General features: G+C 46.1%; 10 protein-coding genes. 8 read left to right on the plus strand and 2 right to left on the minus strand.

Translation table 11 applies throughout. From position 1 onward, the window contains the following. Positions 1 to 42: 42 nt before the first annotated feature. Positions 43 to 1,269 carry a sigma 54-interacting transcriptional regulator gene (locus ACLSSO_RS03780; protein ID WP_413944105.1) on the minus strand — a complete coding sequence of 409 codons (1,227 nt, stop codon included), beginning with the start codon at positions 1,267 to 1,269 and terminating at the stop codon, positions 43 to 45. Positions 1,270 to 1,424: 155 nt separating this feature from the next. On the opposite strand from ACLSSO_RS03780, the gene yihA reads away from it, so the two are divergent. The 8 genes from yihA (at position 1,425) to ACLSSO_RS03820 (ending at position 18,930) form a co-directional block, all read left to right on the plus strand. Next, on the plus strand, positions 1,425 to 2,003 hold the full coding sequence (gene yihA, locus ACLSSO_RS03785; protein ID WP_295902237.1) for a ribosome biogenesis GTP-binding protein YihA/YsxC: 579 nt from the start codon (positions 1,425 to 1,427) through the stop codon (positions 2,001 to 2,003). Next, on the plus strand, positions 2,000 to 2,743 hold the full coding sequence (gene kdsB / locus ACLSSO_RS03790; RefSeq protein WP_295902240.1) for a 3-deoxy-manno-octulosonate cytidylyltransferase: 744 nt from the start codon (positions 2,000 to 2,002) through the stop codon (positions 2,741 to 2,743). Before yihA ends, kdsB begins: the two co-directional genes overlap by 4 nt. A gap of 68 nt (positions 2,744 to 2,811) precedes the next feature. After that, positions 2,812 to 4,419, plus strand: coding sequence for a CTP synthase (locus ACLSSO_RS03795; protein ID WP_367276378.1), 1,608 nt, complete (start codon positions 2,812 to 2,814; stop codon positions 4,417 to 4,419). Between the two features lie 19 nt (positions 4,420 to 4,438). After that, positions 4,439 to 5,419 (plus strand): KpsF/GutQ family sugar-phosphate isomerase, encoded by a 981-nt coding sequence (locus ACLSSO_RS03800; protein ID WP_413944106.1) that lies wholly within the window; start codon positions 4,439 to 4,441, stop codon positions 5,417 to 5,419. A 100-nt stretch (positions 5,420 to 5,519) separates the two neighbouring features. Further along, on the plus strand, positions 5,520 to 8,753 hold the full coding sequence (locus ACLSSO_RS03805) for an efflux RND transporter permease subunit (RefSeq protein ID WP_413944107.1): 3,234 nt from the start codon (positions 5,520 to 5,522) through the stop codon (positions 8,751 to 8,753). 138 nt (positions 8,754 to 8,891) lie between these two features. After that, positions 8,892 to 13,430 (plus strand): beta strand repeat-containing protein, encoded by a 4,539-nt coding sequence (locus tag ACLSSO_RS03810; protein WP_413944108.1) that lies wholly within the window; start codon positions 8,892 to 8,894, stop codon positions 13,428 to 13,430. A gap of 124 nt (positions 13,431 to 13,554) precedes the next feature. Then, positions 13,555 to 16,869 carry a beta strand repeat-containing protein gene (locus tag ACLSSO_RS03815; protein WP_413944109.1) on the plus strand — a complete coding sequence of 1,105 codons (3,315 nt, stop codon included), beginning with the start codon at positions 13,555 to 13,557 and terminating at the stop codon, positions 16,867 to 16,869. After that, entirely contained in the window at positions 16,870 to 18,930 is a 2,061-nt protein-coding gene (locus tag ACLSSO_RS03820) for a hypothetical protein (protein WP_413944110.1), read from the plus strand. Between the two features lie 8 nt (positions 18,931 to 18,938). Here ACLSSO_RS03820 and ACLSSO_RS03825 read toward each other — a convergent pair whose 3' ends face one another. Further along, positions 18,939 to 19,814: a hypothetical protein gene (locus tag ACLSSO_RS03825; RefSeq protein ID WP_413944111.1), complete on the minus strand. Its 876-nt coding sequence runs from the start codon at positions 19,812 to 19,814 to the stop codon at positions 18,939 to 18,941. Positions 19,815 to 19,881 lie beyond the last annotated feature (67 nt).

A 19,881-nucleotide genomic window follows, 5' to 3' on the forward strand; every position in this document is an offset into this window, starting at 1 on the left:
GCTTCGCGGCCCGAGGCCGCCATGCTCTGCCGGCGTCCGCCGCTAGACCTTAAACTGTGAAATGTCGATGTCGTAGTATTTCAAGCGGTCGTGCAAGGTGCTCTTCGGCATTCCTAAATCTTGCGCTGTTCTTCTTTGATTTCCTCTGTTTGCAGTCAGTCTTTTAATAATCATCTGTTTTTCGATTTCTTTAATCACGGGAATGTCGTTCACAACTTTTTCATCACTTTTAAGCAAAGTTTTGTCGATCAGTTTTTCAATGTGTGATTCCAAAATCTGTTCACGAGGATAAAGGGCGGCAGCACGACTCACCAAGTTTTTAAGTTCACGGATATTTCCCGGCCATGGATGTTTTTTAAGTCTTGCAATGGCGCCGAATGAAAAACGCACTCTCATTTTGCGCGCGAAACCATAAAGAAGTTCTTCAAAGTCCTCCATACGATAAGTCAAAGCGGGAGGAGACACCGTGATGACATTCAAACGGAAATAAAGGTCAGAACGGAAAGCACCTTCTTTGATTTTATCGCTTAAATTTTGATGAGTGGCTGCGATGATTCGCACGTCCGTTTTGATATTGCGATCGGCACCCACGGGACGAATTTCATTGTTTTCAAGAGCGCGCAAAAGTTTGGCTTGCAGGCTGTAGGAAAGATCCCCGATTTCGTCGAGGAACAACGTGCCTCCGCGCGCGGCTTCGAAAGCTCCCTTTCGATCATTGATGGCGCCGGTGAAGCTTCCTTTAATATGGCCAAAGAGTTCACTCTCAATCAGTGTTTCACTTAAAGCACTGCAGTTCACGCTGACAAAAGGACCGCGCTCGCGTTCACTGGTTTCATGAAGTTTTTGAGCGATGATATCCTTACCTGTTCCTGAAGGACCTAGAATTAATACTGGGAATTCCGTTTTGGCGACGTTGGCCAGAGTTTGCAACTCTTCATTCCACACGTCGTTACGACTTTTCATAGGAAAAGCGCCGTCTTGATTTTGTTGTTCAAGAAAAATCATTTCGTGATGGCCGATACGGATGATGTCACCATCTTGTAAGTAGGCTTCCATAATGCGGGCGTCGTTAACATAGGTTCCACCGGCGGAACGCAGATCGCGAATCAAATAAGCGCTTTCTTTTTTTTCAATGCGAGCGTGGCGATCAGAGACCTCGGTGGTGTCGAGCTGAAGCTGACATTGGGTGTCTTTTCCGAGGGTCATAAAATCAGTAAGGGGAAGAGTTCTCGTGTTTTCGCTTAAAATTTTGAGGTGGGGTTGCTGCATAAATGCCTCCTGTTATGGCAACCCCTCACTTCAAGAGCTTTGCCTCGCTTAAATCGAATTAAATGGGGTTTCGCGGGTTTCGACTCACCTTATTATTGGCTGAAGGACTAGCTTCTCAGAATTGAGAAAAGGGGTGAGCTCTGGTACCTTAAATCATGCCTAAGACGATTCAATTCATTAAAAGTGCCGTTCTGGCAAAAGATTATCCCGTAAGTAGAAAAGCTGAAGTTGCCATCGCCGGACGCTCCAACGCCGGAAAGTCATCTTTCATCAATGCGCTTGCGAAAAACAAAGTTGCCAAAGTGAGTTCGACGCCGGGGAAAACCCGTCTTTTGAATTTCTTTGATATGGAAGATTCTTATAACTTGGTCGATATGCCTGGTTACGGATTTGCCGCGCGCTCAGGCGATGAAATGAAAGAATGGCACATGATGATTGAGACTTATCTCATGACTCGTGAAAACCTATGCGGGCTTCTTTTGATCATGGATATTCGCCGTGCATGGACGGAAGACGAAGAACTCCTTAAAGAATTTTCGGACCGTCGAGGCTTTCCAATGGCTGTCGTTCTGACTAAAGCTGACAAACTTTCTCGCAGTCAGATGATGCAAGCGGTAGCGAAAATCAAAAAAACATCAGGCTTAAGCGCGGTCTTTCCGGTTTCTTCTTTGAAAAAAGAAGGACAGAACGCGGTTGAAGATTACATGTACGAAAATTGGGTGAAGGATTTATGAATATTGTCGGAGTGATTCCCGCTCGCTATGGTTCAACTCGTTTTCCTGGAAAACCGCTGGTGAACCTAAAAGGCCGTCCCCTGATTCAGTGGACGATCGAGGGCGCGAAGAAGTCCCGTCTTTTAAACGATCTCATTGTTGCGACTGACGATGAACGAATCAAAGCGGCGGCGGAAGCTGTCGGCGCAAAAGTTGTGATGACGGCGAGTGAGCTTCCAACGGGCAGTGATCGTATTCATGCCGCTATCAAAGATATTTCCTGTGATGTTGTTGTTAATATTCAAGGTGATGAACCGCTCGTCACAGGTGAGCTCATTGACCGTTTGGCGCAAGTCTTTGTGAATGAACCTGCGATGGATATGGCGACGCTCGCTCATCCCATCAGTGAAGAAGAACTGCAATCTCCGAATGCCGTTAAAGTTGTGATGAATCACAAAGATGAAGCTTTGTATTTCAGTCGCTATGCGATTCCTTATTCTCGTAGCAAAGCTTCAGAGATGGGCACTTACGAAGGATGCCTTAAGCATATTGGCATGTATGCTTATTCGAAAAAGTTTTTGAAAGAGTTCTGTGAGGCGTCCCCGGCTCTCATCGAGAAAGCAGAGAGCTTGGAGCAACTCAGAGCTTTGTATTTAGGTGCAAAAATTAAAGTAATCAGAGTCAAGGAAGCAAGTCTCGGGGTGGATACTCCCGAAGATTTGGTGCGACTCGAAAAACTCTTAAGTCAACAGGGGATGTAATGGCGAAGAGAAAGACAACCGAAAAGAAGACGACGAAGGTGTCGACAGCGAAGTCGACACGTAAAGCGTTGAAACAAAAATTCATCTTTGTCACCGGGGGAGTTGTTTCCTCTATTGGTAAAGGTCTGACGGCGGCAAGCCTTGGAGCTTTGCTCGAAGCGCGCGGTCACCGTGTGACAATCATGAAGTTTGATCCTTATTTGAATGTGGATCCGGGAACGATGTCTCCGTTTCAACACGGTGAAGTGTATGTGACGGAAGATGGTGCGGAGACGGATTTGGATTTGGGTCACTATGAAAGGTTCACGTCAGCGATCATGAATCGCTCTAATTCTGTATCAACAGGTCAAATCTATGACACTGTTTTGGCGCGTGAACGTCGTGGGGATTATTTGGGCGGAACGGTTCAAGTCATTCCTCACATCACGGAAGAAATCAAAGCTCGTATCTATGAAGCCGCTCAAGGCAGTGAAATCATTTTAGTAGAAATCGGTGGAACTGTCGGGGATATCGAGAGTCAGCCGTTCCTTGAAGCCATTCGTCAAATGCGTTTGGATGTGGGACAAGAAAATTCAGTTCTTTTACATGTGACGTATGTTCCGTACATTGCAGCCGCTGGAGAGTTGAAATCAAAACCAACTCAGCACTCGGTGAAGGAACTTCGTGAAATCGGTTTGCAACCGGATTTCTTGGTGTGCCGTAGTGAAAAAGTCATTGATGAGAATTTAAAAGCGAAAATTGGTTTGTTCTGTTCAGTAAAAACAGAAAACGTCATCGCAGCCCAAGACAGCCGTTTTATTTATGAAGTGCCGTTGGCCTTGCATAGAGAAAAATTAGATGAATTGATCGTGGCTCGTCTGGGAATTGCTCCGGGAAAAAAACTGGATCTTAAAGGGTGGCAAAATCTTGTGAAGGTTTTAAGCAACCCGGCTCACACGGTGAAAATCGGTGTGGTGGGTAAGTATGTGGACTTGAAAGAGTCTTACAAATCTTTGCATGAATCTTTGGTTCATGGCGGGATTGCGAACAATGCCCGTGTTGAAATCATCTATGTGGATTCTGAAAAAGTGACGGACAAAACGGTTCATCAACTTTTAGGAAAAGTGGATGGCATTCTTGTTCCTGGTGGTTTCGGAACTCGTGGTGTGGAAGGAAAAATCACGGCAATCAAGTACGCTCGTGAAAAAAGAGTTCCTTTCTTTGGAATCTGTTTTGGAATGCAATTGTCAGCTATTGAGTTTGCTCGCAACGTGTGTGGCATTAAAGATGCGACCAGTCGCGAATTTCATGCAGAAAACAAACGCAGCGGGAACTTTGTTATCGATTCGATGGTGGAGCAAAGAGGAATCGTTAACAAAGGTGGAACGATGCGCTTAGGAGCTTTTCCTTGTGCGTTGGCTTCAGGTACTCGCGCGCATCAGGTGTACAAAGCGTCTTCGATTATGGAACGTCATCGTCACCGTTTTGAATTTAATAATAAATATAAAGCACTGTTTGAAAAAAATGGCATGGTGGCTTCGGGAATCTGTAAAGAGCGTGATCTTGTTGAGATCGTCGAACTTCCAGATCATCCGTGGTTTATTGGTGTGCAATTCCATCCGGAATTTAAATCTAAGCCGTTAGCTCCACATCCACTCTTCGTGCATTTTGTAAAAGCCGGATTGAAGAGAAAGTAGTCAGGAAGGATTTTTGGCAATGTCAAAAGTAGTTCAACAAGGTCTTCGTGTTTTAGAAGTGGAAGCGCAAGCCATCATGGGATTGCGTGAACGCATTGGTGCGGAGTTCGAGCAAGCCGTAAAGATGATTAAAGAGTGCAAAGGAAAACTTGTTCTCACAGGAATGGGTAAGTCCGGTCAAATCGCTCGAAAGCTTGCGAGCACTTTTTCTTCAACAGGAACTCCTGCTGTTTTCTTGCATCCTGCAGAAAGTTCGCATGGAGATTTGGGACTTGTTGAAAGTGACGACGTTGTGATGGCGCTTTCTTATGGTGGGGAGTCTCCGGAGTTTTCTGGCATTTTAAGATTCGTGGCGCGCAAAGGAATTCCTTTGATTGCAATCACGGGAAAACCTGGGTCTTCACTTGCAAAAGCGGCACAAGTCACTTTGAACGTGCATGTTTCTGAAGAGGCGTGTCCTTTAGGGCTTGCGCCCACAGCAAGTAGTACTGCGACTTTGGCGATGGGTGATGCTATTGCCATGGCGGTGATGGCTGAAAAAGGATTTAGCTCTGAAGACTTTGCAGAGTTCCATCCAGGTGGCAGCCTTGGCTATCGTCTTTTGACTCGTGTGAGAGATGTGATGCACGCAGGAGACGCTTTGCCGACGGTGGGTCTTGAGGCTCCGATTCGTCAGGTGTTCTCGATCATGACTCATAAAGATGTTCGTGGTGCTGCAGGTATCGTGGATAACAACGGTGATCTTGTCGGGGTTATTACCGATGGTCAGATTCGTCGTCGTCTTGAAAAAAGTGATGATCCTTTGACGGGTGTTGCGAAAGATTTGATGACAACAAATCCACGCACGGTCGACGTGAATGAACTGGCGGAAAAAGCTTTGTTTGTGATGGAGCAATTCCAAATCAATATGCTTTTTGTGCTTGATAAAGAATCTTCGCAGCCCAAAAAACCAGTGGGCATTTTGCACGTTCAAGATCTTTTGCGTGCTCGTGTTCGTTAAGGTCGTTGTTAAGGGGCAAGGCACGTGATGTGTCTTGCCAAGATCGTTCTCTCTTTTATCTAGTTAAATTTTGTTCCTATAAAATGTCGGAGAGGTGTCTATGAGAATCTCCGACGTCTCTATTCGCAATACCGTTTTTGCCTGGATGCTTTTTGCAGGCTTTCTTATTTTCGGTTTTATTTCTTTTATACGTTTAGGAGTGAGCCAATTACCTGATGTCGACTTTCCCGTTGTTAACGTATCTCTTACTTTGCAAGGGGCGGCTCCTGAGATTATGGAAACCAGTGTGGTCGATCCTGTGGAAGATGCCTTGTCTTCTGTGGAAGGTGTGGAGCGCATCAGTTCTATCAGTAAAACGGGAGTGGCAAATATCACCATTGAGTTTGAACTGGATCGCAATATCGATTCCGCTTTGCAGGAGGTGCAGACAAAGGTTGCTCAGGCACAAAGACTGTTACCTCCGAACGTGGATCCTCCTGTGATCACGAAAACCAATCCCGATGATCAACCGATCATTTGGCTTGCCCTGACTTATGAAAAAAATGATCCGTATTTTTTAATGAGCTACGCCAAAGATTATTTGAAAGACCGTTTTACGATGGTGCCTGGAGTGGGTGACATAATACTTGGTGGCTATACGGATCCCGCCATGCGTGTCTGGGTGGACTCCAAAAAATTGAAGAATAGAAATATGGCCGTCGGGGACGTGATGGATTCAATCCGTTCACAACATGCCGAGATTCCCGGTGGATTTATTCAAAACAAGACAAATGCTTTTAACGTGCGCACCTTAGGGGAGTTTACCGATGCCAAGGGCTTTGACGATATGATTGTCAATCGCCGTGCCGGAATGAATATTCAAGATCCGTTGAATATTGTGCGTTTGAAAGACGTTGGATATGCCGAAGAGTCGCTGGCCGAAGTTTATCGTATCTCTCGTTTCGACGGCGTTCAGGCGTTGGGTTTAGGTATTAAAAAACAATTAGGTTCCAACGCCGTGGCCGTTGCCACCGCCGTTAAAGAAAAAATAAAAGACATTCAAAACGAGCTTCCGCCGGGAATGAAGGTTCAAATCAACTTTGACTCGTCCCGATTTATTGAGCAGTCCATTCATGAAATGATTAAGCATCTGACCCTGGCTGTGTTGTTGACCTCCTTAGTGTGTTGGGTGTTTTTGGGAAGTTTCACGGCGACGCTCAATGTGCTTTTGGCGATCCCGACATCCATCATGGGTGCTTTTATCGGAATTTACTTTTTTGGTTTTACATTGAACACGTTCACTTTATTGGGACTCACGTTAGCCATTGGTATTGTAGTCGACGATGCCATCATGGTTCTGGAAAATATTTTTCGTTATAACGAACGGGGAATGGGACCCATCGAGTCAGCCATTATTGGCGCGCGCGAAATCACGTTCGCAGCTCTTGCTGCTAGTATTGCGATCATCGCGATCTTCTTGCCAGTCGCCTTTATGAAGGGTGTGATTGGAAAATTCTTTTTACAATATGGGGTGACGATTTCTTTGGCTGTGGCGCTGTCATTGATGGAATCTTTAACGATCACGCCGATGCGTTGTTCAAGTTTCGTTCATCCCGGTCGTCGCACCACCAAAATGGGACAAATGTTTGAAAAGTTTATGGATGCCTGGCGGAACTTTTACAGTCGCACTTTGAGTTGGACTTTGAGCCATCGCTGGAGTGTTTTGCTTGGATCCTTGGTATTTGTCTTGGCGTCTTTTTACTCCTTGAGTTTCCTCAATAAAGAACTCACGCCGGTGCAAGATCAGGGATTGTTTATTTTGCGCTTAATGCTTCCGGTGGGATCTTCTTTAGCAAACACAAATGGCAAAGCTCACGAAGTTGAGAAATGGCTGCGCTCTCGACCCGAGCTGTCTCATCTTTACGTTGCCGTTGGGGGAGTCGGTGGCGCCGGAGGAAGCGATACCAATACCGGAATGATGTTTGTCACTATGAAAGATCCAGGCAAACGCGGAATAGATCCGCAAATGGGAAAAGAGTTAACGCAGCAAGATTTTATGGGAGTGGCCCGCAAAGAGCTTAGTAAGATTTCAGGTCTTAAAGTTTTTATGATGGACCTTTCAAGTCGCGGTTTCTCGACGGGGAAAGGTTATCCTATTGAGTTCGTCCTGCAGGGGCCCGCATGGGATAAGTTGGCGGATCTGAGTGAAAAGATGAAAACTGATATGAGAAATTCAGGTTTGATGGTGGACGTGGATTCTGATTACCTCGAGGGAATGCCAGAGATTCGAATCACACCCAATCGCGATCAGGCAGCCACTCGTGGAGTGAGTGTTGAAGATATTGGAACGACAATACAAGCGATGATTGGTGGAGTGAAAAATGGTCAATACACAAAGAATGGGCACCGTTATGATATTTACGTTCAGCTCAAAAAAGAACCTGATCCTCGCGTCGAATTTAAAGACATTCTTATCGTCAATGGCAGAAACAATCTAATTCCTCTTTCTAAAGTAAGTGACCTTGAAGAAAAACCAAGCCTTCAACAAATCACACGTGTGAATCGTCAGCGCGCGATCACGATTTATTCGAACTTAGCTCCCGGTGCGTCCCAAGAGAAAGCTTTGCAGTTTGTGCAGGACAAAGCGAAGAGTTTGCCTCCCACGTACTTTGTCTCACAGTCGGGTGCGACAAAAACTTTTCAGGAGTCTTTTAATAGTTTGATTTTCGCTTTGGCGCTGGGAATTTTAGTGGCCTATATGGTTCTTGCAAGTCAGTTTAATTCTTTTCTAGATCCGTTAACAGTTTTGATGGCGTTGCCTTTCAGTTTTAGCGGTGCTTTTTTCGCCTTAGTTTTAATGAAACAATCTATCAATATGTATTCGATGATCGGCGTTCTTCTTTTAATGGGGATCGTAAAAAAGAATTCGATCTTGCTGATTGATTTCACCAACGCCGTCAGAGACAGGGACTCCTCGAAGGGAGCCAACGAAGCATTGAAAGAGGCCTGTCCCGTTCGTCTTCGTCCGATTATCATGACTTCATTTGCGACAATGGCAGCCGCTATTCCTTCCGCCTTGGCGTCAGGAGCGGGCTCCGAAACTTTTAAGCCTATGGCGATCACTTTGATCGGCGGTGTTTTCGTTTCGACGTTTCTTACGTTGTATGTTGTACCTGCTACCTATTCACTGGTGGAAAGATTTAGAAAACGTGATGTGCGTAAGAAAGAAGTTACGCAGGCTTTTGAAACAGTCGGTGATAAAGCGGGGATCAGTTTTCAGCCGATGCCCGATTTTATTGAAGACCAAGACAAACCGACTCCTAAAGAGACGACTGTTTCACAAGATAAGACGTAAAAATGATCTCCCGGCGATCGTCCGCTTAAAGGGGACAGATCTGTGGTACAGAAATATGAAAACTGATCCAGTTTAAGCATTTAAGCCCCGAAAAGAATATTAAGATGCGACATCTGAACGTTTTATGAGGGGCTTGAAATGAAAATAATCCTGATGGGTTTGATATTTTGGGGATGCTGGGCTCACGCTAATCCTCTGAATTTAACTTATCAAGGACGTATCGTTAAAGCGGATGGGACTCCTTTAGAATATTCCAATGTCAGTTTTCTTTTTGAAATCGCCAATCCCAACGGAAGCTGCGTGATCTATCGCGAACAAATCGACGGTATCAATATGGCGAATTCCAAAGGTGTTTTTGATGTTCCTATCGGTGTAGGAACACGCTTATTTCCGACGGCTCCCGTTTATAAAATTTCAAGCTCCTTTGATAATTCTGTCATTCACAACTGCTATGGCGGAGCAACTTACACGGCTCTTGAAGATGACACTCGTGTTTTGCGAGTGCAATTTCATGACGGAACAGGTTGGAAACTAATCAGTCCCTCGAATGTGATTCGCTCTGTGCCTTACGCTTTGTCAGCGTTTTCTGCAACGAAGCTGGGAAATTTAGGTGTCAGTGATTTCTTATTGAAATCAAATCTTCCGGGTGCTGCCTGTGGACCTGGGAAAGTCATTACATTTGATGGTGCAAACTTTAGTTGTGTTGTGGATGCAGGTGGATCAGGTGTCATCAATGATGTTCTTGCGGGAACGGGAATTAGCGTTTCCGGAACAACGACGAAAACTGTTTCAGTCAATATTGGTTCCACTGCGGGAACTGTGGCTGCGGGTGATGATTCTCGTTTTACCAATGCTCGTATTCCAACGGGTGCTGCTGGCGGAGATTTGTCTGGGACTTATCCGAATCCTTCTGTCGCGAAGATTCAAAGTGTCGCGGTTTCTAGTGCTGCGCCAACAAATGGAAATTTTTTGAAGTTTGATGGAACTCAGTGGATCGGTGCTGCCATTGGCATGAGTGATGTTACTAATTTGAATTCTTCTTTGAGCAATTATCATACGGTGGCTGCGTTTAATTCTGCTGTGGGAAGTGCTAACTGTGCTGCCCACCAAACTCCGTATTGGAATTCGGTTTCTGGTTCTTTTCAATGTCAGTCGATCAATGTTTCTGTTGCGGGTGACGTGAGCGGAACGATTGGTGCTGTTACCGTTAATAAGATTAAAGGTGTAGACGTTGATACAACCGGATTAGTTACTGGCCAAGTTTTGAAATATGACGGAACAAAATGGGCTCCTGCTTCTGACAATAATGCGGGTGGTACAGTTACTAATATCGCAACGGGCACTGGATTAACTGGTGGCCCTATTACTTCTACAGGAACGATTTCTTTAGCTAACACCGCAGTGACTCCTGGTTCTTATGGTTCAACAACTCAAGTTGGCACTTTCACTGTCGATGCTCAAGGACGCTTAACCGCAGCTTCGAATTCTGCAATTGCATTTCCTGTGACTTCGGTTGCAACAAAAACTGGTGCCGTGACACTTGATTATGGTGATATCAATAATGCCTCTTCTAAATATTTAACTTATAAACCAAATAACGTCGCTTGTACTGATGGACAGGTTTTAAAATGGATTGCTGCCAACTCTCGTTGGGAATGTGCGAGTGATACAGACACCAACGCTGGCGGTACTGTCACGAATATCACGACAGGTACGGGTCTTAGCGGGGGACCGATTACTTCTACTGGAACTATTTCTTTAGCAAACACGGCTGTGACTGCAGGTTCTTACACAAGAGCTAATATCACAGTGGATGCTCAAGGTCGTTTAACATCTGCGAGTAATGGTGCCGCTGTGAATTTAACGACTGAAGTCACAGGCACTTTACCAATTGCAAACGGCGGAACGGGGACTTCATCGTTCACAGCAAATAGATTAATTACTTCCGATGGAACGGGAAACGCATTGGCAACGTTTAGTTGTGCTACCGGTCAGATAGTTTCATTTGATGTGACAGGCATGATGAAGTGCTCCTCCTTTACGACAGATTCGGTTTTTCTTAACAATGGGAATTCATTTACGGGAAATGCAGTTATCGGAACTAATGATAACTTCTCTTTTCAAATCGAAACAAATGGGACAACAAAGGTGACGGTTCTTCCAAGTGGAAACGTCGGCATTGGTACGACAAATCCAAATCGGAAGTTGGAAGTGATGGATACGGCGGCCAGTCCGATTATGGGAACTCGCTCTACTTCCGATACCACCGCGATAAAAACAGTGATGGTCATGAAGCATACAAGTTCGGCGACGGTGGGCGATGGTTTCGGACCTGAGATGACTTTTGCGATAGAGGGTCAAGGATTAGCACAAACAGCCATTGCAGGTATTGCAGCGGTACGCTCCGGTTCAAACGACAGCGGCCGTCTTGATTTTAATACGTACAGCAGTGGAACTATGAATACGCGGATGTCGATTTTACCATCGGGTAATGTCGGGATCGGAACTAACAATCCACAAGCCAAATTGGATGTGAATGGGGCGATTCGCGCGACAGATATTTGTGATGAAACGGGCGCCAATTGCAAAGACATCTCAGTAGGTTGGAGTTCAGGAGGTTCCGTAACATCAGTGGCGACTGGTACGGGATTGACCGGTGGTCCTATCACGACGTCGGGTACAATTTCGATTGCTGCAGGGGGAGTAGGTGCGACGGAACTGGCGGCGAATGCAGTTACAACAGTGAAGATCGCAGACGGAAACGTTACTGGCGCTAAACTTGAGGCCCTTGCTGGTTTAACCGCTGGGTCTTACGGAACTACCACGGCCATTCCTTCTGTGACTGTTGATACAAAAGGTCGTGTCACTGCAATTACAACAAATAACATCACAGGTTTATTGCCAACAGCGACGGGAGCTAGCGGAAAATTTTTAAAGTCAGACGGGACAAATTGGTCTGGTGATTTTATTAAATTCAGCGACGTAAAAAACTCCGTTGGTGGCTCCGCATTTAATCTCGCGGGTTGTGCTGCAAATCAAACTGTAGCTTGGTCGTCACTGACCGACATGTTCACATGTCAAAGCATTGGCTCTCTTGATGCCTCCGCTATCACCACAGGAACTATTTCAACCGCGCGATTGCCAGCGGGAGCCTCGATGTGGCAGGACGGTGGCTCTGGAAAAATTTATTATAATTCAGGCAATGTTGGTATCGGAACGACTTCCCCCGTCCAGCGATTGCATTTGAATGATTCAGGCGCGAACTCCGTATTCGAATATTTCACGAACTCGAACACGGGCGTAACGGCGAGCGATGGCTCTTATATCGGCGTCAATGCCGCCGGGAATATGTACGTTTGGAATCAAGAAAACCTCCCTCTTCTTTTGGGAACGAATAACGGAGAGCGTATGCGCATTGATGCCGCAGGCAACGTCGGTATCGGAACCGCTGCGCCCAATACTTTGCTTGAAGTCAAAGGTGATAACTCTTTTCCAGTCAGAATTGATCGCAATAGCGCCGTAGCACGCAAAGCATTTGTCGACTTTGCTCAGCAGGGAACAAAGACGTTCGGGATTGGTGTCGATTATGGTGGGACGAATGCGCAAAATTTCTCGGTTTGGGATTACGTCGCAGGGACCAGTCGCGTCTTGGTCGACAGCGCTGGTAATGTCGGGATAGGAACAACGTCACCGGGAGAAAAACTGTCGGTGAACGGAATAATTGAATCTACCTCTGGCGGAATTAAATTTCCAGATGGAAGTATTCAGACAAAGGCTACCGTCGCAGGTAACTTGGATATTCGTAGAGGATCTGCCGCACTTTTAACAGGTCTTAATTTGAACGGCAGTACGCCGACCTACGACGTAGCTATCCCTGCAACTTTGCCGGAAGATACACGCGCTATTATTATGGTTGTTCAGTACAATCACGGGTCTGGGACTACAAATACTCATGGCTACATCACATTTAATGCTTATCAAACAGGAACCACTGCTGGCGAAACGGACTACAAGACCGCATATACGAAGCAAAGTTTTAATGATTACGCTAATACTCATCAAGTTGAAATGTTAGTACCGTGGCGTCCTGCTTTGGCTGATAGGCTCACAGTGCAAGTGACGTACTCATATAATACTGATCCGCTAAATGTTTATAATATTTCCTATGGTGGTTATATTTCTGCAAGCGGCGGTGCTACGCCAGTGGGTTCTTGGAACGAAGCTTCGGGTAATGCTTATCGACCTAGCGGAAACGTTGGAATAGGAACGGCATCTCCCGCGGCGAAATTAGATGTTCAAGGGGAAGTTAAATTTGGTAACACCTCATCGGCCTGCAGCGGAACGACAGAGGGGCAACAACGCTATAACTCAACGACGAAACAAATGGAATTTTGTAACGGCACTGTGTGGAAGTCATTCCGACCTCATGTCACGAGATGCAGTTATTCAACGGGAAACTCAACAACAAGCGGAACTTATTATAGTCGAACTTGGGTCGCGGGGGATTGCACAAATGGTATTCCGTCTGCAAGTTTAACCTACGATGCTATTGCAAACAGTCTTTCAAGCAACGGTTCCGTTACAAATGCGTCTTGTTACACGACCTACGGGAATGTTTACGCCAATGTGTCGGGAGTCAATTTTATCGTCGAATGTCTTTACGTCGAAAAGCAATAGTCAGCTTGGCGAACGGCCTCTAAGAGCGGACGAGTAAGTCAGTAAAAAATTGAAATATGATTCAGTTTCCATTTTTAAGTTCCGAAAAAGTATCAAATGGGAACGTCAATGAATGGAGCTCGAGATGAAAACACTTTTGATGAGCTTGATATTTTGGGGATGTTGGGCGCATGCCAATCCGCTGAATTTAACTTATCAGGGGCGTATCGTTAAAGCGGATGGAACTCCATTAGAATATAATAACGTTAGTTTTCTTTTTGAAATCGCCAATCCGAATGGAAGCTGTGTCGTCTATCGAGAACAAGTCGATGGCGTAAATATGGCCAGCTCCAAAGGTGTCTTTGATGTTCCTATTGGTTTGGGAACGAGATTGTTTCCGACGGGACCTGTTTATAAATTCTCTACTTCGTTTGATAACTCTACTGTTCATAATTGCTACGGTGGCTCTACGTACACTCCCTTGGAAGATGACAATCGTGTCTTGAAGGTACAGTTTCATGATGGGACCGGCTGGAAGCAAATCAATCCTTCGAATATGATTCGCTCAGTACCGTATGCGTTGTCTGCATTGTCAGCTACAAAACTTGGAAATTTGGGTGTCGGTGATTTTCTGTTAAAAACAAATCTTCCAGGAGCTTCCTGTGGCGCGGGGAATGTAATTACCTTTGATGGTACTAATTTCCATTGCGTAGTCGATGCAGGTGGTTCTGGCGTTGTGAGCGATGTTCTTGCTGGAACTGGGATGAATGTTACAGGAACATCGACGAAGACGGTTTCGATTTCTACTAATGGAGTTAGTGCAAATGAGCTTGCTTCCAATTCTGTGATCACAAATAAAATTGCGGATGGTAATGTTACTGGTCCAAAATTAGAAACTCTTGCGGGATTGACTGCGGGTTCTTATGGATCAGCGACGGTCGTTCCCTCTGTCACAGTGGATACAAAAGGTCGTGTGACTGCGATTACCACCAACGCCATCACGGGCCTTCTGCCTGCGGCAAGTGGTTTCGGCGGAAAATATCTTAAGTCCGACGGCACATCTTGGTCTGCACAAGATATTAAGTTTAATGATATCAAAAACAGTATTGGGGCGAGCGCCTTTAACACCGGTGTGTGTGCCGCGAATCAAACTGTGAAGTGGTCAGCGCTCACCGATATGTTTGAATGTCAAAATATTGGATCGTTAGATGCATCCGCGATTTCTTCAGGAACGATCTCGGCGGCTCGTCTTCCTCCGAGTGCTTCGATGTGGCAAGATGGCGGTGCGGGTGCAATTTATTATAACAGTGGCAATGTTGGGGTTGGAACTGCGAGCCCGTCGGCACCTCTTCATGTCAGTAAGGACCAAGCGGGTACAACGACTGCCTTGGTTAGCAATTGGGATGCCTCTGCAGGGTCATCGGCCCAACTGAAGATTGCTTCAGATATGAACAGCCTATTTCTCAGAATGTCGAGTTTTGCGACAGCAAATTCCGGACAGCAGAAGGCGGACGGCGCTATCATTGAGGCTGGTGGTTCAGGCGGCTTATCCGTAACGGCATCCTATTCAGGTTCTGGTATTCGCTTTTATACGGCTGGATCCGCAGATGCAAATCAGCGCATGGTTATAAACTCAACTGGCAATGTCGGTATTGGGACTACAAGTCCGCAGGCTAAATTAGATGTGAACGGTGCTATTCGTGCGACCGATATCTGTGATGAAACGGGTGCAAATTGTAAAGACATCTCCTCAGGTTGGAGTGCTGGTGGTTCTGTGACCTCGGTGGCGACTGGTACAGGATTAACGGGGGGACCAATCACAACGTCAGGAACGATTTCGATTGCTGCTGGCGGAGTGAGTGCCACTGAATTGGCGACGAACGCTGTCACGACCGTGAAGATCGCAGACGGAAATGTTACTGGCGCTAAACTTGAAACTCTTGCGGGTCTCACTGCGGGTGCCTATGGAACTGCAACTTCGATCCCCTCAATCACCATCGATACAAAGGGTCGTGTGACAGCGATCACGACAAATAACATCACAGGTTTGTTGCCAACGGCAGCAGGAGCCGGCGGAAAATTCTTGAAATCAGATGAAACTAGTTGGTCTGGTGATTTTGTTAAATTCAGTGATGTGAAAAACTCTGTAGGCACTTCGGCGTTTAATCTTGCGGGTTGTTCTGCTAATCAAACAGTGGCGTGGTCTTCTCTAACAGATATGTTCACGTGTCAGAGCATCGGCTCTTTGGATGCGGCCGCGATTACGACAGGAACTATTTCAACTGCACGACTGCCAGCGGGAGCTTCAATGTGGCAAGACGGTGGTGCGGGAAAAATTTATTATAATTCAGGCAATGTCGGGATTGGTACTTCTTCACCGCGCTCGTCGTTGGATGTCAATGGCGGTATTCGTGCAATCCCTGGTGCTCCAGCAAACGATTCAGCCAATGCAGGTTATTCCTTCGGCGCGAATGGTGATACCGGCATGTTCCTGGTGAACAACACAGGTCCCGCTGATGGCGATATCATGTTTTACAGCAATGCGAATCCAAAAATGACGATCACCTACAACAACGTCGGAATCGGTACCACAAGTCCCGTTTCGAAGTTAAATGTCCATGGAACTCATGGGAATGCAGCTATATCGACAATCACGGCTACGGGAACTTCTAGCCAGATGAATATGGGACTTCGGTACGGAGCTGTGGATAATGCTTGGATTGATGCTCCCTCAAGTGCACTTGTCCTGAATCCAGGTGGAGGTAATGTCGGAATAGGAACGCCATCACCGTCAGGTTCTTTGGAAGTGGTTGGTGGATCGGCTTTCTTTACTCGCTCTCAAAATGATCAGTGGGGAAGTAATTTCGTAGTTCGAAAGGATAGAGCGGGCGCAATTGTTCAAAGCACAGATGAAATTGGTTACATTAATTTTGCGGCTTATGACGGTGCGGCCTACAGAACGGCGGCCTCCGTTGCGGCACAAGTTGATGGCACTCCTGGTTCTAATGATATGCCGACGCGCCTTGTGTTTGCTACCACACCTGATGGCAGTGGAGCGGCTGTTGAGCGTGTGCGAATAACAAATAGTGGCAACGTAGGCATCGGCACCGCATCTCCACGCGGAGGACTTGATGTTTCTAACGGAGCGTTTCTTTTGAAGGCTGCTGTTTCAAATGCGACTTCAATCATTGATTTCTCTACTGGCAATTTGCAGTACACGGCTTCTGACTGTGGTAACTTTCAATTTAATAACATGAAAGACGGTGGCAGTTATACTTTTGTTGTAAAAGGTGCAACTTCCGCAACTTGTGCTTTCACGGCGTTCAGTGACTCAGGATCATCGGGTCTCACAGTGCACATGCCTCCCGGTCATGCGGCGACGACAGCGAGCAAGCACACTCTTTATTCTCTTTTAGTTATGGGCACGGATCTCTATGTCTCTTGGATTCCGGGGTACTAGATGAGAAAAGTCGTACTCGCCGTCTTTATGACAGTGGTTGTGGCGTTTCCGGCGTCTGCGCAAATTATTTCATTAGGTTTTTGGAATGCTGTCTCCAAAGGTTTGTCACTACTAGCAGGTCAAATTGGTGGTTCTGGGAACTTGGATGGTACCGGTACTGCGGCAAGATTTTATTTTCCCAATGGCTTAACGATTGATTCAGCAGGCAATATTTATCTCGTGGATCAAAGTAATAATATTATTCGTAAAATCACTCCCTCAGGAGTTGTTACGACTTTTGCGGGAACTCCAGGAACCAGTGGAAGTACGGATGGAACGGGAACGGCCGCAAAATTTAGTGCTCCCACGGGAGCAGCGATTGATGCCTCCGGAAATATATACGTAGCCGAACAAAGCAACCGTATCATTCGTAAAATCACTCCTTCCGGAGTGGTCACAACTTTCGCCGGAACAGCGGGTGCGTCGGGCAGTGCTGATGGAACGGGTGCGGCAGCGCAATTTGGCTCTCCCAAAGGATTGGCGGTGGATTCACTTGGCAATATTTATCTCGCGGATGCCAGCAATTACACCATCCGCAAAATGACCTCTGCAGGAGTCGTTACAACTTTAGCAGGAACTGCGGGAGCGTCTGGTAACACCGACGGAACTGGAGCCGCCGCAAGATTTTTTAATCCGACGGGATTAGCGGTTGATTCATCCAACAATGTCTATGTGACCGACTCGAATAATCACACCATACGTAGAATCACTCCGGCCGGAGTCGTCACCACTTTCGCAGGGACTGCCGGCGTTTCGGGAAGCGCCGATGGAACAGGTTCTGCTGCAAGATTTTATTATCCTACAGGTCTTGCGATAGACCCTTCAGACAATATTTATGTGGCCGATGGAAATCATACCATTCGCAAAGTCACCTCTTCAGGAGTTGTGACAACTCTTGCAGGCACGGCAGGAGCTTCAGGACGCGTGGATGGAACCGGAGCCGCTGCGAGATTCAACGGCCCGCTGGGATTGACTCTCGATTCTTCAGGCAATATTTATGTCTCTGACAGTAACAACAACACTCTCAGAAAAATTACTCCTTCCGGAGTCGTTACAACTTTTGCAGGCGCTGCTCAGATTATTGGTAGTGCAGATGGTTCTGGAGCTGCAGCGACGTTTAATAATCCCTACGGTCTTACGATAGATTCCTCTGGAAATATTTATGCAACAGATGCGGTGAACTACACCATACGTAAAATCACTCCAGCAGGAGTCGTCACAACCATTGCTGGAACTGTCGGGGTTTCCGGTACAACAGATGGGACAGGGGCCGCCGCGAAATTTAAATCCCCTTTAGGTATAGCAGTTGATTCCTTAGGTAATTTTTTTGTGACAGATGGGCATGGCGTCCGCAAGGTAACACCCTCGGGAGTCGTCACAACTTTCGCCGGAGCGCTGGGGGTTTCAGGAAGTGTCGATGGTACAGGTACTGCTGCCAGGTTTTATAATCCTCGGAGCTTAACGATTGATTCTGCAGATAACATCTATGTCGCAGACTCATATAACTATACCATCCGTAAAATTACACCAGCAGGAGTCGTCACAACTTTTGCTGGAACTGCAGGGGCGTCAGGAAGCATTGACGGAACTGGTGCTTCTGCAAGGTTGAAATTTCCCGGTGCTATGACCATTGATTCCTCAGGAAATATCTATATTGCTGACGAAGGAGGGGCCATCCGGAAAGTAACTCTTGCAGGAGTTGTGACGACCTTAGCAGGAACTGCTGGCCTCTATGGATGCACGGATGGAGTAGGTGCGGCGGCACGATTTAGCAGTCCTAGTGGATTGACTACGGATGCCGCGGGTAACATCTATGCGACAGATCAGAGTTGCCACACGATCCGAAAAATTACAGCCTCAGGAGTCGTTACTACAATCGTGGGGGTTCCTTCCAAAGCAGGTGTACTGCTCGGAGCATTACCTGGCGCTTTACATACGCCCAATGGGGTCGTAGTCAGAGGCAGTCAACTTTATATTTCTGAGGGAAAAACCAGTGCGATTCTTACCTGTCCTTTGCCTTAACGAAGACGTTACTGATTATTTTCCAGTTCCCGAGCTAGATTATAAAGAGAATGATCCCAAAACAAAGTTCGTGTTGATGGCGAATCCGCGTATTTTTTCTGAATGTGTTCTAACTTTTCACGAACTTCGAAGAAATAATCCGCCAATTCTTTTACCCCTTCCTGGGGAAGATTTAAAACCTGTCTGTGCTCGGCATAATTGTGAACTTTGGTGTGATACCCTTCAATCTTAAGAATTTCCTGAAGGATTGAGTGGAAGGACGGTTTTTTTCTTACACTCAAACCTTGTGCTAAAGGAGCGTCACGAAATTTTCCAAGTTGAATTTGTTCTTCCTTCAAGGAGTTGCGCAATTCTGTCGCTTTGAGAATGTGTTTTTGCAACTCATCATCAGTGAGATCATTGATGAACAGGCGCGATCTCACCCATTCGACCGTTGGAGAAAAATTGGGCCAATCACAAAGGTGAAGAATGGCATAGAAATACAGGGGATTGATGTCCTTATCTAATTCGAGACCCTCTTTTGGAATGATAGTGTCCCTTTTATGCTGAAGCTTGAGTTCTGTTGTAATGGCATCAAGATTTTTGCGGCAGATATCGAAACTTTGAGTGTCTTGGACCAAGAGCGAAACCAATTTAAAAAGCAGAAAAAATTCTTCTGTAATATTGAGTTCCAGAGTTTTTGAAACTCTTCCTAAATTTTCAAGTCCTAGATGGCGATCCTTGCGGAAAAGATTTTTGTAGTAGCTTTGTGCTACGTTTGTTTTACGAGCGGCAATGGCGTAAGAGAAATTTTTCTTAACGGATTTTAAATGGCGAAAACGAGCCGCCAGGAAATCTCTATAGTCATCGTGTTCTAAAATATTGGGTGCATTGTTTGTAAGCATAGTTGCTGAGATATCACTCTTCGAGTGTCTAAGCACCGAAAACAAGTGCGGAGATCTTAGCTAGAGA

This window comes from Bdellovibrio sp. HCB-162 (assembly GCF_047344985.1).
GTDB lineage: Bacteria > Bdellovibrionota > Bdellovibrionia > Bdellovibrionales > Bdellovibrionaceae > Bdellovibrio.